Annotated in this window: 13 protein-coding genes; 8 read left to right on the top strand and 5 right to left on the bottom strand. The window is 39.0% G+C overall.

All coding sequences use genetic code 11. The features are described from left to right. The first annotated feature begins 63 nt into the window (after positions 1-63). The 5 genes from JMN32_RS04780 (at position 64) to JMN32_RS04760 (ending at position 7,544) form a co-directional block, all read left to right on the top strand. Entirely contained in the window at positions 64-2,037 is a 1,974-nt protein-coding gene (locus JMN32_RS04780) for an FGGY family carbohydrate kinase (RefSeq protein WP_202855152.1), read from the top strand. A gap of 423 nt (positions 2,038-2,460) precedes the next feature. Further along, a complete protein-coding gene (locus JMN32_RS04775) occupies positions 2,461-3,951 on the top strand; it encodes a xylulokinase (RefSeq protein ID WP_202855151.1) in 1,491 nt (496 codons plus the stop codon). A gap of 29 nt (positions 3,952-3,980) precedes the next feature. After that, entirely contained in the window at positions 3,981-5,357 is a 1,377-nt protein-coding gene (gene xylA, locus JMN32_RS04770; RefSeq protein ID WP_202855150.1) for a xylose isomerase, read from the top strand. Positions 5,358-5,360: 3 nt separating this feature from the next. Beyond that, positions 5,361-6,971: a sodium:solute symporter gene (locus JMN32_RS04765; RefSeq protein WP_202855149.1), complete on the top strand. Its 1,611-nt coding sequence runs from the start codon at positions 5,361-5,363 to the stop codon at positions 6,969-6,971. A 165-nt stretch (positions 6,972-7,136) separates the two neighbouring features. After that, complete coding sequence (locus tag JMN32_RS04760; RefSeq protein ID WP_202855148.1) at positions 7,137-7,544, top strand: nuclear transport factor 2 family protein; 408 nt, start codon at positions 7,137-7,139, stop codon at positions 7,542-7,544. A 652-nt stretch (positions 7,545-8,196) separates the two neighbouring features. Here the strand turns inward: JMN32_RS04760 and JMN32_RS04755 are convergent. The 5 genes from JMN32_RS04755 to JMN32_RS04735 all read right to left on the bottom strand — a co-directional run bounded on the left by JMN32_RS04755 (position 8,197) and on the right by JMN32_RS04735 (position 13,472). After that, a complete protein-coding gene (locus JMN32_RS04755) occupies positions 8,197-8,682 on the bottom strand; it encodes a GyrI-like domain-containing protein (protein WP_202855147.1) in 486 nt (161 codons plus the stop codon). A gap of 10 nt (positions 8,683-8,692) precedes the next feature. Then, complete coding sequence (locus JMN32_RS04750; RefSeq protein ID WP_202855146.1) at positions 8,693-9,265, bottom strand: pentapeptide repeat-containing protein; 573 nt, start codon at positions 9,263-9,265, stop codon at positions 8,693-8,695. A gap of 7 nt (positions 9,266-9,272) precedes the next feature. Continuing rightward, positions 9,273-10,151, bottom strand: a complete 879-nt coding sequence (locus tag JMN32_RS04745; protein ID WP_202855145.1) for a GyrI-like domain-containing protein — start codon at positions 10,149-10,151, stop codon at positions 9,273-9,275. Between the two features lie 78 nt (positions 10,152-10,229). Next, entirely contained in the window at positions 10,230-12,476 is a 2,247-nt protein-coding gene (locus tag JMN32_RS04740) for an ATP-binding protein (RefSeq protein WP_202855144.1), read from the bottom strand. 168 nt (positions 12,477-12,644) lie between these two features. Continuing rightward, positions 12,645-13,472 carry a universal stress protein gene (locus JMN32_RS04735; RefSeq protein WP_202855143.1) on the bottom strand — a complete coding sequence of 276 codons (828 nt, stop codon included), beginning with the start codon at positions 13,470-13,472 and terminating at the stop codon, positions 12,645-12,647. Positions 13,473-13,817: 345 nt separating this feature from the next. Here JMN32_RS04735 and JMN32_RS04730 point away from each other — a divergent pair, with 345 nt between their 5' ends. The 3 genes from JMN32_RS04730 to bshB1 all read left to right on the top strand — a co-directional run bounded on the left by JMN32_RS04730 (position 13,818) and on the right by bshB1 (position 15,764). Next, complete coding sequence (locus JMN32_RS04730) at positions 13,818-14,306, top strand: hypothetical protein (protein ID WP_202855142.1); 489 nt, start codon at positions 13,818-13,820, stop codon at positions 14,304-14,306. Positions 14,307-14,415: 109 nt separating this feature from the next. Further along, the gene (locus tag JMN32_RS04725) at positions 14,416-14,832 is read left to right on the top strand and encodes a hypothetical protein (protein ID WP_202855141.1); all 417 of its coding nucleotides are present in this window, start codon (positions 14,416-14,418) and stop codon (positions 14,830-14,832) included. 212 nt (positions 14,833-15,044) lie between these two features. Beyond that, positions 15,045-15,764, top strand: coding sequence for a bacillithiol biosynthesis deacetylase BshB1 (gene bshB1 / locus JMN32_RS04720; RefSeq protein ID WP_202855140.1), 720 nt, complete (start codon positions 15,045-15,047; stop codon positions 15,762-15,764). Positions 15,765-15,770 lie beyond the last annotated feature (6 nt).

The raw sequence follows: 15,770 nt of genomic DNA, 5'->3' as shown, positions 1-15,770 counted from the left end.
AGTTTTTTTATTAGTTTTTCTGTTAAAATGACGTATCATTGACGTAGGAAGTTAAGTGTTGATATGTATTTAATTGGCTACGATATAGGAAGTTCTACCATTAAGGCAGCATTGCTTGATGCGGAAAGTAACAAAACCGTTGGGGTTGTTCAATACCCTGATAGTGAAATGGACATAATCTCCAGGCAAAGTGGTTGGGCAGAACAGCAACCAGAAATCTGGTGGCAGTATTTTATGCTGGCCACCCGCCGTTTATTGCAACAAACGGGGGTCAAATCACATGATATTGCAAGTATCGGTATCTCTTACCAAATGCATAGCCTGGTTCTCGTTGATCGAGATCACCATATCCTGCGGCCTTCGATTATCTGGTGCGACAGTAGGGGCGTTGAAATAGGTAGAAAGGCATTTAGAGAAATAGGGAAGGAGAAGTGTCTGGAGCATTTGCTGAATTCACCAGGAAATTTTACAGCTTCAAAACTAAAGTGGGTTAAAGACAACGAGCCAGAGATATACAGTAAGACTTACAAATTTTTACTACCAGGAGACTTTATTGCCTTGAGACTTACTGGTGAACTTAAAACTACCATCAGTGGTCTTTCAGAAGGTGTATTCTGGGATTTTAAAGAAAAGAGAATTTCTTCTGAACTATTGGAATACTATGGTATCGATAGGGAAATGATACCAGATCTCGCACCTACTTTTGGTGTGCAGGGCACTGTAACTAAGCAGGCAGCAGAGCTTACCGGGCTCAAAAAAGGGACACCAGTCACTTATAGAGCAGGGGATCAACCCACCAATGCGCTGGCGCTTAATGTGATGAGACCTAATGAAATCGCAGCTACTAGTGGTACCTCGGGTGTAGTGTACGGAGTTGTCGATAGGCCTATTTCTGACCCACGTTCTAGGGTTAATTCCTTTGCTCATGTCAATTATGAAGAAAACTTTGATAGGATAGGGGTCTTACTTTGTCTGAATGGGGCCGGTATTCAATATAGCTGGATGAAGCACCAGATTGCACGGAGCGACAGGAATTATAATGATATGGAACGTATGGTTTCTACTGTACCAGTTGGGTGTGATGGTCTTTGCATTTTACCTTTTGGCAATGGTGCAGAGCGCATGCTGGAAAACCAGAGTGTCAACTCGCATATTTTCAATATTCAGTTCAACAGACATAACCGTGCTCATCTGTTTAGGGCAGCGCTGGAGGGTGTAGCCTTTTCTTTTGTGAAAGGCATAAATATTTTAAAAGAGATTGGTATCAATGTGGATGTCATGAGAGTGGGTAATGACAATATGTTCCAGTCAGAGGTATTTTCATCTACAATTGCAACTATACTTGATTGTCATATAGAGGTAGTGGAAACAACCGCTGCCATCGGAGCGGCAAGGGCTTCGGGTGTAGCCACGGGGGTATATGCTTCCCTGGACGAAGCCTTGAAAGGTATCAACCCAACCATAGTACATGAACCAAAGTTTAACAGGGCACTATGTCAGCAGGCGTATAACTTTTGGGAATCTTCATTAGAGAGGGCTTTAATGCAGAGCCCCCGTAAAGGGGAAAGCAGTGAGAGTCTTAAAAACCAGTTGAGGGAAATGGAAAGCCTTATTACTGACCGTAGTAAGGAGCTAACTACTTTACATCTTCAATTGCAGAAGAAGGATGAGTTTCTGTCAGAGATCAAAAACGATATTCGACAGTTGAAGGAACTAGGCAATAATGAGCAGCAGTATGAAAAAATATTGAGGAAAATTGATAGCCATCTTTCTTCGGAAGCTTGCTGGGAGGCATTTAAAAAGCATTTTGAGATGATCCATAGTGACTTCTTTAAAAAACTTAAAACAGATTATCCACAGCTTTCTACATCGGAGATCAAGTTGTCTGCGTTACTGAAAATGAAACTCAGTACCAAGGATATTGCCCACCAGCTTAACCTTTCAGTCAGGGGAGTGGAAACAAGAAGATACAGATTAAGAAAAAAACTTGAGCTGAATTCTGATATCGGGCTTGAAGAGTTTATCGATCAGATTTGAGTCACCAGCACTTTTCAACGAATATCCTTACCAGAAGCATGATATCATTATGTAGGTCATGCAGAATATTTATGATATGAATCATGGTTAATAGCTGGAATCATAGCCTGACTTATTAATTATTCAAATAATTGACCAACTCTAAATGCAGGTTGTAGAATGGTTTCTTCTTAACCATTTGCCCGATCACGCTATTGATCAACCTCTCTTTGTTGTTTTGTACTTCACTTATACGTCATTTAATTGTCTTGCGTAGCACTCGTTATTGAAAAGTTGACGTAGAAATGAAGGTTTTATGGCGAATCGATGCAGTAGATAGTTTTGGGAATTCCTGTTTTAAAAGGTTTTAATTTGTGTTTAATCTCTTGAGGCGGAATATTATCAGGAGTGGCGTAGTTTACTCCTCTTACATAAACTAAAGCAATGGATTCATATCTAATAGGTTTTGACGTAGGAAGCTCATCAATAAAAGCGGCGCTTGTAAATGCTGATACACGGATGATAGTACAGGTAACACACTACCCTGAGGTAGAGATGGGGGTGATATCCCATTTTCCGGGTTGGGCTGAGCAACACCCTGAGACATGGTGGGAAAATTTATGTATTGCTTCCAGGCAGTTGTTAGAAAAGTCCGGAGTGAGGGCAGAACATATAAAGTCTATTGGTATATCCTACCAGATGCATGGGTTGGTACTACTGGGGGAAAACAATGAAGTGCTGAGACCCTCAATTATATGGAGTGATAGCCGAGGAGTAGAGATAGGTAGAAAGGCATTTGCTGACTTGGGTAAAGAAAAGTGCTATGCACATTTGTTGAATTCCCCAGGAAATTTCACGCTGTCCAAATTAAAATGGGTATTAGATAATGAACCGGAGATATATAATAAGCTAAAGAAGTTTGTATTGCCTGGCGATTATATTGCCCTAAAAATGACAGGCGAAATATGTACTACAGTTTCAGGAATATCTGAGGGTGTTTATTGGGATTTTAAAAATGAATGTGTAGCGCAGTTTCTTTTAGATTACTTTGGTATTGATAGAAGCAAGGTAGCTGATATCGTTCCCACTTTTTCTGATCAAGGGAAGTTACTAAATGAGCCTGCAGGCCAGTTAGGCTTAAAGCCAGGGACGCCCGTTTCCTATAGGGCTGGTGATCAGCCGAATAATGCCCTTTCGTTAAACGTATTCAACCCTGGAGAAATTGCAGCGACAGGAGGTACATCGGGAGTGGTGTATGCCGTGGTAGATCATCCTGTTTATGATAAACAATCACGTATCAACGGCTTTGCACATGTAAACCATACCAGCCACGATCCGCGGATCGGGCTGTTGCTATGTATTAATGGAGCTGGTAGTCAGTATAGTTGGCTCAAGAAAGAAATATCTAACAACGGTACCACATATGAAGATATGGAGCGTATGGTATCTCAGGTGCCTGTTAGCTCGGAAGGCTTGCGCGTGATTCCTTTTGGCAATGGAGCTGAGCGTATATTAGATAATAAAGTTCTTGGCTCACATATTATCAATTTGCATTTCAATCGCCATAGTAGAGCTCATTTTTACAGGGCAGCGTTGGAAGGGATCGCGTTTTCCTTTATCTACGGTATGGAGATACTCAATAGTATGGGCATAGAGTCGAAGGTGATCCGGGTGGGTAATGATAACCTGTTTCAATCTGGCGTTTTTTCAACTACTATCTCAGCGATAACAGGCTGTAAAATAGAAGTAATTGAAACTACAGGCGCTGCAGGAGCAGCAAGCGCTTCAGGAGTGGCAATAGGAGCTTATGCTACAGCAGAAGAAGCGCTTTCGGGGGTGAAAGTGGCTAAAGTATATGATGAAGCTGATATCTCAGGCGAATATCGGGGCGCTTATGAAATATGGAAATCCGATTTGGAGAAACTTTTATTATAGGAACAAGAACTATAAACCAGTATATAACTATGAATAATAACGTGTCTGAAGAGAATAATCAGGAAATTAAAGTAGTGATAGGGGCAAAGGAGTACTTTAAAAATATAGGAAAAATAGAGTATGAGGGGCCTGAATCAGATAACCCTTTGGCCTTTAAGTACTATGATGAAGATAAAATTGTAGGAGACAAAACCATGAAAGACCATTTCAGGTTTGCCGTGGCGTACTGGCACACATTCTGTGGAACAGGGGGTGATCCTTTTGGCTTGCCTTCGAAGCGATTTCCATGGCTGGAAGGTAGAGATGCTGTTGATTCTGCAAAACACAAAATGGATGCGGCCTTTGAGTTTATGTCTAAACTAGGAGTGCCTTACTACTGCTTTCACAATGTTGACCTGATAGATGAGGGAGATTCACTGAAGGAGACGGAGAGAAGGATGGGGATCATTAGTGATTTTGCACTGGAAAAGCAAAGAGAAACAGGTCTTAAAGTATTATGGGGCACTACCAACCTTTTCGGTCACCCACGCTATATGAATGGTGCTGCAACTAATCCCGATTTTGACATAGTGGCTTATGCAGGTGCTCAGGTAAAGAACGCACTGGATATCACCGTGAAGCTCAATGGTGAGAATTTTGTTTTCTGGGGAGGAAGAGAAGGCTACCTTTCATTACTTAATACCAATATGAAAAAAGAGCTAGATCATCTGGCCCGGTTTTTTCACATAGTACGAGACTACGGAAGGAAAAGTGGTTTCAAAGGTAACTTCTTCATAGAGCCCAAACCCATGGAACCTACCAAGCACCAGTATGATTTTGATGCGGCTACTGTCATAGGCTTTTTGAGAGAGTATGACCTCATGAATGACTTTAAGCTCAACGTAGAGGTTAATCATGCTACGTTAGCCCAGCATACTTTTGCCCACGAGCTTCAGGTGGCCGCCAACGCAGGCCTTCTGGGAAGTATGGATGCTAATAGGGGAGATTATCAGAATGGTTGGGATACCGATCAGTTCCCTATCAATGTATATGAGCTGGTAGAAGCCATGTTGGTGATCCTGGAGGCGGATGGATTTAAAGGAGGTGGTATCAATTTCGACGCGAAAAACAGGAGAAACTCTACTGATCTGGAAGATATATTCTATGCGCATATAGGCTCGATGGATGCGTTTGCCAGAGCTTTGGAGATATCGCATAATATTCTGGAGAACTCAGAATATAATAACCTTAGAAAAGCCAGATACAGCAGCTTCAGTACCATGGATGGTAAGGCATTTGAAGAAGGCCGTCTGACTTTGGAAGACTTGTATACTATAGCTCATAAAAACGGAGAGCCAAGACTGCGAAGTGGAAGACAGGAGCTTTTTGAAAACCTTATTAATCAATTCATCTGGAAAACAAAATAAGCAATGGTAGGACTTGAAGTACTTGACTGGATTGTAATAGGGGTATATTTTCTTGTACTCTTTGGAATTGCCGTATGGGTGATAAAAAAACGTAAAAATAATACAGAAGACTATTTTCTGGCAGGCAGGAATGCCGGCTGGTTTGTGGTTGGAGCCTCAATATTTGCTTCTAATATAGGCTCTGAGCATGTGGTGGGCCTTGCTGGTACTGGCGCAGCTTCAGGTATGCCTATGGCACATTTTGAGCTTCATGCCTGGATAGTGTTGTTACTGGGGTGGGTGTTTTTGCCTTTTTATGCACGAAGTGGTGTATTTACTATGCCTGAGTTTCTTGAAAGAAGGTTCAATAGCACAGCTCGCTGGTTCTTGTCGATTATTTCACTGGTGGGCTATGTTATTACAAAAGTATCTGTTTCAGTATATGCAGGTGGTGTGGTAATAGAAGCTCTGACTGGTGTGAACTTCTGGACTGGAGCAGTGATTACTGTAGTTATTACCGGACTATACACGGTTTTAGGAGGAATGCGAGCAGTTATTTATACTGAAGCACTGCAAACGATTGTATTAATATTAGGATCTGGCGCCGTAACCTTCATAGGTCTATACCAAATAGGGGGGTGGGGTGAGCTCCGGGAAATTGCCGGAAATGCTCACTTTGACATGTGGAGGCCGGTGACTGATCCTGACTTTCCCTGGACAGGGCTTTTATTTGGAGGTACCATAGTTGGAATCTGGTATTGGTGTACTGATCAGTACATTGTACAGAGGACACTGACCGCCAAAAATATTAATGTTGGCCTTAAAGGTTCTATCTTTGGTGCATACCTGAAATTAACCCCTGTATTTATCTTCCTGCTTCCCGGAATTATAGCTTATGCAATGACAAAGACCGGACAACTGGAGTTGGAATCTTCAGACCAGGCTTTGCCGACCATGATGGCTGCGTTGCTGCCAACAGGGATTAAAGGTGTAGCAGCAGCAGGCCTTTTAGCTGCATTAATGAGCTCTTTGGCTTCAGTGTTCAATTCATGTTCAACTTTATTTACTGTAGATATTTATAAAAAGATCAGGCCAGAGAGTAGTGAAAAACAACTGGTGACAGTAGGGCGAATAGCAACATTAATTGTGGTAATGTTGGGAATTGCCTGGATACCAGTTATGGCCAATATTTCAGGGGTATTGTATGAATATTTGCAAAGCGTTCAATCTTATATTGCTCCACCGATAACGGTAGTCTTCTTACTGGGTATTTTCTGGAAAAGGATTAACTCGACAGGAGCACTAGCCACGCTTATAGGTGGATTCCTGCTGGGGATGAGTAGATTAGTATTAGAGCTTAACAAGGAAAAACTTACTGGGTTTTTACATACTTGGGCAACTATGAACTTCCTGCATTTCTGCATCCTTCTGTTTGTTTTGTGTCTTATCATTTGTATTGTGGTAAGCCTGCTAACAGCTAAACCAGAGCAGAAAAGGCTTGATGGACTTACATATGGTACATTAAGTGAGGAGGATAAGGCTAGCAACAAGAATAGATATGATATAAAAGATGTGATTCTTTCTGTAGTATTGATAGGCTTCATAATCTTGATACTAAGCTATTTTACAGGGTAATGAGTAAGTGGTGAGTAAAATTCATCCTGTACAAAGTGGGTGCTATGTTAAAAGCTTTTTAGAGCAGAGGGGGCGAAAGATAGCTGGGAAATAGCCTTAGAGCCAAAAAAAATCAGCCAATGCATGGCTTAGAAAGTTTTATAGTTAAAGCGTAAACGTATGTATATGTTGAAGACTCAAAGAACAAAGATAGGAGCAAAGAGTATTGTTGATGCATGCTTTAATGCCCTTGCAATGGGAGATATAACCAAGGCACTTACATATTTTGCTTCAGATGTGAAGTGGAATCAGCCAGGGAATAGCAAATTTTCTGGCATAAAAAATAGTCCTGATGAAATTGAGAAGATGATTGTTGGAATGACAGAAGAAGTGGAGGGAAATTTAGTCATCAAGCTTAATGGATTATTGCAAGAGAGTGGAGATTTGGTGGCGGTGCCTATCCGTTTTACTGCTGCAAAGTGTAATCAAAGCGTTGATATGGGAGGATTGTTTGAAGTAAGAGATGGAGAAATTGCTTATGCATGGCTTTTTTCTGAAGATAAACTGAAGGAAGATGGACTGTGGGCAAAGTGAGTTCGTAATTTTCTCTTTTATCTAGATGTCATGAATGCCTTAGGCGAATTAATTTTCAATTAATATAAATCTATAACGTAAAGAAACAGGATGCTGGAGTCGATGCATATAGTTGTTTTTCAGTATGTTTACCTTATATTCTTGACCAGTTTGCTACCGCATTATCCTTTTGTATAGGTCGGCTAATGATCGGTTGTATGAGTAAGAAGTTATGTTCATTGTTCAATACCGCATTTAGACGTTGTTATATGCCATTGGTCGTAGTATGATTGGCAATTGATCGGGAGGATACTACCTTTGAAATAATTAAAGCCAACTATAGACAACTAATTATCCTCTGAAGCAAGGTCTTCAGAGGATTTTTTGCTTTATAAGCATTCGTGCTAGCATGCCTATGTATATTATCAACTAAGTTTTTCTATAAGGACCTTGACGTCGGTAAAGCAGACAGAGCCAGTCTATTTCTTGTCGGCTTCAACACATCAAATGTTTTATGGTATGTGTATATGGCTCAGAAAAACAGTTCTAGACGATTACCCTTTTTATCATTCCGTTATGTTTTTTATCTAATTAACGGGATATTGTCATTGTTTGATTAAATTATTTGTTATAAAACAAAAAAATAATCTGTCGCAATACTTTCCTCGTTGATTTAGACCCTTCTAACAGGCACCCAGACTTCTTCCTCGGAACTGGGATCATTGTTTTTGTATTTATCTCCCAATAATTCAAAATGCTCTCTATTGTCAAGCTCATAAGGAGATTGTGGAAGCCAGGTGCCAAATATGAACTGAAATGTTTTAGGGAAATCTGCAGGTGTACCTTTATGAATAAATACAGCATAAAGTCCTCCCTGTAGGGTATATTGACCCAAGCCTTCCGGTAGGTGATCAAAATTTGATACCTCGGCAGCGGCCCATTTGGTAAACTTAGCATGTGGATCAAAGCCATTAAAACCTGCAGCTTTATCATAAACCTGGATACTGATGAGATCGGTTGATATACGATGTTTGATCTTACTCCGGTAGGGCATAAAACTTTTCCAGAGCTCATGGGTTTTGTTCTCGACAAGTGTCATTTCCAGGGATTTGCCAACTAGTTTCTTTTCGGGTGTTGTTTCTATTCTTGGGGTTTGCATGAGGGGTGTTTTATGGTTCTATTACAATATCATATTTGCCGAGCAGCCCGATAACGCCAGCAGCCGAAAATTTAGCTTTTTTAATGTTGTTTTTATCAGGGTCCATCGAATAGTTATGAGCCGTTCTCAAATCAGCATTTTCCAGTGTCGTATTGTCGAATATCGCTTCCGAGAGATCACAGCTATCAAAAACGGCTTCAGTAAGATTAGCCTCTGCAAGATCTACTTCTTTAAGTTCACAGTTTTGAAACCTTGTTTTTTTTAGAACACACTGAAAGAAGGAGGAGAGGTTAAGCTGACATTTTTCAAATGCAACTTCGAATAAAAAAGGCTTGCAGTGGTCAAATCGCAGGCCAAGTAGTTTACAGTTTTTAAAATGGATATTTCTTAATGCCGTGTTGTTTAGCACAGCCATACTTAAGTCACAGTTGCTAAACGTACAGTCTATGAAATTGATATCCGCGAGATTGGTATTGCTGAAGTTACAATTGATAAAAGAACAGCCTTCGTAATCAGCCTTTTTTAAGTTACTTTCTCTAAAATCTGATGCTTCAAAAGTATTATCGTAGATCACATCTGTCATGATATTATTATTTAATAGGTATATACATATCTATTTCTGACTCTGGGTTTTCAGGCCCGTAAAAACGCTCACCGTAATGCTCAAAATCATCTCGAGTATCCAGCTGATAGCCTGAGGCAGGTAGCCAGGTGCCATATACATAGTCTATTGACATTTGAAAGCCTTTAATACCTCCTTTGTGTATGAATCGGGCATATTTTCCAGGCTGCATGGTGTAACGGTCAAGTCCTGGCGGTATATCTTCATAGTGACTTACTTCAACCGCAGCCCATTTTTTAAATGTAAAATGTTCGGAGTAGTCTTCTACTTTTGACTCATTATCATAAGAATGTATGCCATATTTGCCGGAGTTCCTAATATTCCCTATTTCCTTTATTCTAGATATGAAATTTAGCCAGAGTTCAGGGATATTATTATTGGTTAATGAAGTTATGGTACACATACCTACCAGCTTTTTTGGGGTGGTCATCACAAACTCAGGTTCGCGTGAAATAGATTTTTTCAAATGATCTATCGTATCACTTGAAAGCTCATTTTTTCGAAAAGCCAACTGATGTATACCACGCTTACGGTATTTTGAAGGAGTAGTGCGGTACAGGCTTTTAAATGATCTGGTAAATGCCTCTTGAGACTCAAATTGGTAATCTACGGCGATGGATAATATGGGGCTGTCTGTCAAAATTAAGTCTTCCGCTGCTTTGGTAAGTCTTCTTTTCCTTACGTATCCTCCTACTGTATCGCCCGTTATGGCCATAAATAGCCTAATAAAATGATATTTTGAAAAACATGCCTGTTCTGCAATACCATCTACAGAAAGGTTATGCTTTAAATTTTGTTCTATAAAACTGACGGCATCTTTTATTCTTTGGTAGTAATAGTCTTTCATTGCTGAAAGCAATATTAAGAAGGTTTGTCCAGCTAAATTTGATAAATATTGCTAAAATTGAATTGAACTGGATGCCCGTCACGCTTTTAGGAAAACACTAAAAGTAGTCCCTTTTTCGATGTCACTGTCGCAAGTAACAGATCCGTTCATCGCATCCACGTATTTTTTAACGATAGCCAAACCTAATCCTGTAGAACTCTCACCATCAGTCGGGCGAGCAGTAAGTGTTTCATATTTATTGAAGAGCTTAGGCAGGTCGGCCTCTGGTATTCCAGGTCCTTCATCAATTACTTTGGTTACAACCTGATTACCTTTTTTAGATATGCTAACATGGACACTCTTCCCTTTAGGCGAAAACTTGATGGCATTAGAAATCAGGTTTTGTATGATCTGCTTATAATAACTTTCATTAACAAGCGCCCTGAGGTGTTCATTATCCCCTTCAAAATTTAGTGTGATATCTTTTTTTTCTGCCAGTATCAGGAAATCATCAATAAGGTTTTTTACTATTGGGTAGAGTTCAACGTTACTTAAAGAAGCTTCTTCCTTACTTTCAATAGCTCCAATATCCAGTATTCTGTTGATCATCTGAGTCGAGTTGTGAGCACTTGAATGTATTTTCTCCAGGTATATATTGAGTTCTGAAGGAATGTTGTCAACAGATTTTGTGGCGATATCAATAAGGCCAACAATTTGATTTAAAGGACTTTTGAGATCGTGAGCCACCACGCCCATAAGCATATTTTTTTCTTCATTTAGAGCCTTTAGCTCTTCATTAACCTCTTCAAGTTGAAACTTTTGTTGTTCAACTATTTTGTTTCTTTCTTCCAGTTGATCTCTTTGTGCAATGATTTCCTCATTTTGGGCTTCTATCTGATTATTTCTTTCTGCGAGTTCAAGGTTGGCTCTTCTTTTCAGGCGAGAGTATCTCCAAATAATCATGAAGAGAATGAGAACTATAACCAGGCCTGCAGCCGTAACTCTTTGTATAAGAGCCTGTCTGGAGATTTTCTGCTTCGCCTCAATCGCCATTCTTTGCTGTACAAAACCCAAACTATCACGCTCTTTCTGAAACTCATATTCAGCTTCCATGCGGGCAAGCTTTTTTGTTTTTTCCTCATTATACAATGAGTCCTGTGTCGTATAGAAGACCCGGTAATACTTTAAAGCATTTTTAGGATCACCAACAGCTTCATAGTATTGATATAAGTTTGAGCTGGTTTGATTGAGCAACTCTGTGTTGTTGATCTCATTGGCAAGTTCATAGCTTTCATTTAAAGGGCGGTAGGCCTTTGCATATGCTTTTTGATTTAAAAAAACTTCACCTATACCTTTAAGTGCTTTACTTTGTCCCCATTTGTTGTTGAGCGTTTCCATAATGTCGAAGGAACGTGTATAAGAATGGATGGCTTCATTATATTTTCCCTGCTTTCTTTTTATGTAACCTACATTATTTAGGGTTAGTGCTATTCCATATTTATTATCATTCTCTTCATCCAATGCCATTGTTCTGCCGTAAGACTCTAGCGCCTTTTCATATTCGCCATTGTTTTCGTAGACTAAGCCTAAGTTGTTTAAGGCATTAGCCATACCAGGTTTATCCCCCAGTGCAGACACTATTCCAAGTGATTTGTTGAAATATTCAAGGGCCAATTCGTATTGATTTTGTTTGCGGTAGATTACACCAATATCGTTATATATTAAACCTACAAAGTTTCGTCTATTCATTTTTTCGGCATATGAAAGGGCAATTTGGTAGAATTCAAGACCTTGTATGAAGTTTCCCATATCTACATAGGCTACACCAGCATTCATAGCATTCCCAATTACCCCACTACTATCTTGAATGGCCTCAAAAACTTTATATGATTTAACCAGGTTTGTTGCAGCCTGATCTATTTTTCCTTGTAGGTGATATGTAATTGCCAATCCATTAAAAAGGTATCCGGCAGCAGATTTAGAAATTTTGTCATGAGCTTCGAGTAGGGACAGTCCCTTTTCAAATGTTTGGACTGCTTCTTCAAATTCTTTTTTTTCCATGAGAGTCCTACCTTGGATATCCAAAGCCAGAGCTTCTCCAGTGATATACTCATTATTTCGAGCCAGATCAATTGCAAGATTGGAGTAGTAAAGTGAAGAGTCAACATTAATGTCTTTCCAATTTTTTGCTAATTCTATAAATAGGTCAACGCGTGAGGTATCCTCCTTTACTTCGTATGTTTTGGCTGTAAGGCTATCAATTTTTGGAGGTTGGCCATAAAGAGCAGTCGCTAATAAAATTAAAATACAAGCACTGAAACTAGTTTGGAGCCGAGTAACAATCATTTACGTAATATACAATGTTAATAAAAGCGTAAAAAGCAGTAAAACAACTGCCTTACAACAAAAATTCAGTTAGGGGATACCCTGAAACCTCAAAAGTAACCCTTTTGAACAAATCGCTGTAAACATTTTACTGCTTAAAATTACGCTTGCTCCAGTGCAGCTATTCCATTAAGAAGGAAGGGTCAATACCGGTATCTCTGTATGGAATATAATTTTTTTACTTTGTCTACCTCTCATTAATACTTCAAATAACTGGTGTTTTCGTGGTATTAGAGTGAGCAAGTCAATGTCATGTTCATGGCAATAGCCATTCAACCCATCCTCAATATTATCAGTTTGCAATAAATGATAATGATGAGGGACATCCTTTAAGTACCGTTGCATTTTTTTTGCTTCCTCAGTTTCTTCGGCGGTTAAATTTTTTTCTTTGCTGATATGTACAATATGTATTTCTGCACCAAAAACCTTGTTTAAATCGAGTAGAGGATCAAAAAGGCCAACATGAACATCTTTATAATCACTCGCTAGTGCTATCTTTTTAAGTGGGCGGTATCCGGCAGTTTCAGGAATAACTAATACTGGCACTTTACTGTTCTTTGTTACAGCAAAGGCATTAGTGCCCAATACCACCTCATCGATACCATGTGCCCCTTTAGTGCCCATGATAACCATATCTGGCTGAAATTGCTTTGATTGAGCAATAAAAGCATCGACAACGGAATTATGCTTGATCACTGTTTCATAATTTACTTCTGCTAACTCAGGTACCTCTTCAGTCAACTTGGCAAAATCACTTTCCAAGTCTTCCTCAATACCTGTAACAAGGGTATTTACAATTGAGATGGCACCCATTTCTCCATGAGTAACAGGTACACTGAAAGCATGCATCAACTGTAAATCAGCAGGCATCCTTTTTCCAATGTGTATGGCGTATTTTAATGCATTTTTTGAGCATTTTGAAAAATCCACCGGAACGAGAATTTTTTTATGTCCCATAGCTTTAAAAGTCTTATCGTTGATAGTGTTTGTTTTTTTTGATTTTTTGAGGTTTGCCTAATATGCTTTTAAATAGTCTTAAATGACTCTCCCAATATATCTTTTGGTTTTCTCCCTCAAATTTTTTTACTCTATTATTGGTGTATGTTGAATAATGCATCATGAAATAACTTGTGGTTGAACATTTTATTTGATGTTAATTTAAAGGCTCTAATACTATAATATACTGATTTTATTACACATTTTTTCATGATAAAGGTCATTTGTGAGGGTGTAGGAGAGTATTTATTATTAATGTTCTCTACATGAATTTTAAAGGATAGTTTATTTCATTATATTAATAGTATGACAAAATATATTAGCCTAATAATAGGCGTTGCATGCTTTTTTATAATATCTGTCGCTACTCAGGGGCAGGATGCTGTGCCCTTCAGGTCGGACTCTACTTATGATTTTAAACTTAACTACGACTTTAAACTTAAACCACCTGCTCCTCATGGAGAAATTACATATGGAGAGTACTATGACCAGTCTACTAATGAAATGCTTCCTTATGTTACTGTAAATATTTCATTACTGTGGCTTGGTGCAGATGATTATAGGGTTAAGGTTATTAATAACCAGGGCGTGCGGGTATATAGTAAAAAAATGCGTTTACCAATGGACTTTAATGTGGATCTGGGGTTTGCAGAGGATCTTAAAGAAAAGTTGGTGCCTTATCTTTATAACATATATTTCTTCGATAAGAATAAAAATGTCAATTCAAAAATTACTTTAGAGGTTACAGAATCTGGAGACTTCCTTCTAAATGATGAAGTTTATGGTAAGCTGTAAGTAAGATTAGTTTTATTTTTTAAGTAACTGTTTTTCAACTATTTAATTATTTTTTCAAGTTTTGGCCTCATAATTGTTTGAGACCAGTAAGAAACGAAAACTTACGGCTATGAAAAAACAATTACTATTCTCAGTTATTATTTTGCTTGCTCTTTCATCTTGTCAACTCACTGTAATAGAAGAGCCACATGTGCATGTAGACATAAGAGACCGTTTTTTGGGAGTTTTTGACGTAGAGGAATACAGCGAAACTTTTGATAGCTACAGCTATTATCATGTCGAGATTGTAGCATTACATGGAGAACCCAATTCAGTGATACTAAGAAATTTTTATGGTGCGGAAATAGATGTAATTGCTCATATAGAGGGGAATTACCTTTATATTCCAAACCAGGATGTAGGAGGCTTTCACATTGAAGGTGAAGGTAGCGTATCTGGTGATAGGCTAGATCTATCATACTCCGTACATGATCATTTGGCTTATCATGACATAACAGACTACTGTCTGAGTGTAGCCTGGAGATAATATTTTGTGTTTTGTTTGAATTTTGACCATTAAGGTTGCTTCAGAAACTTTGAGATTGACAGGGAAAGTGTAGTTGGAATAAAGTTTTTGAGGCAACCTTTTTTATTGTTTTTTGCTAAAAAATAAAGTTTGAACGTTGATTGTTTGCAATCCCGTGTCATATTAATGTTTTTTGATTACTTTAGTCAAAATTTCATTAAAAGCGGGTATTTATGAAGTTAGATATTTTGGCATTTGCTGCGCACCCCGATGATACCGAATTAAGTTGTGCTGGTACTTTGGCGGCGCATATAGCTATGGGGTACAAGGTAGGGGTTGTAGATTTTACAAGAGGAGAGTTAGGTACCAGAGGAAGTGCAGAGATCAGGGACCATGAGGCCAGAGAGTCTGCGAAATTACAAAAGCTTACCATCAGAGAGAATTTAGGGTTTGAGGATGGTTTTTTTGCAAATGACAAAAAGCATCAATTGGAAGTGGCTCGCGTAGTGAGAAAGTATCAGCCAGATGTAGTATTGGCAAATGCAGTTACAGATCGTCACCCTGACCATGGTAAGGCGGCAAAGCTGGCCGTAGATGCTTGTTTTTTGGCGGGTTTAAGACGTATTGAGTTGAATGATGAAGAAGGAGATGAGTTGCCTGCCTGGCGTCCGAGAACCTTGTATCATTATATTCAAAGTAATTTTATTCAGCCTGATTTTGTAGTGGATATCAGTGGCTTTTGGTCTATAAAAAAACAGGCTATAAAGGCCTTTAAGTCTCAGTTTCATGACCCTGAGAGCAGCGAGCCTGAAACGTTTATCTCCAATCCCGAGTTTATGAGAATGCTTGAGGCGAGAGCCAAAGAGTTAGGTCACAGCATAGGAGTTGAATATGGTGAAGGTTTCACTATTAATAAAAATATAGGAGTGAAGGATATCACCAGTTTACTATAGCGAAAT

The organism is Fulvivirga marina (assembly GCF_016775155.1).
Lineage (GTDB): Bacteria > Bacteroidota > Bacteroidia > Cytophagales > Cyclobacteriaceae > Fulvivirga > Fulvivirga marina.
Note: the sequence above shows the minus strand (reverse complement) of the source record. Positions and strands in the feature narration are given on the sequence as shown.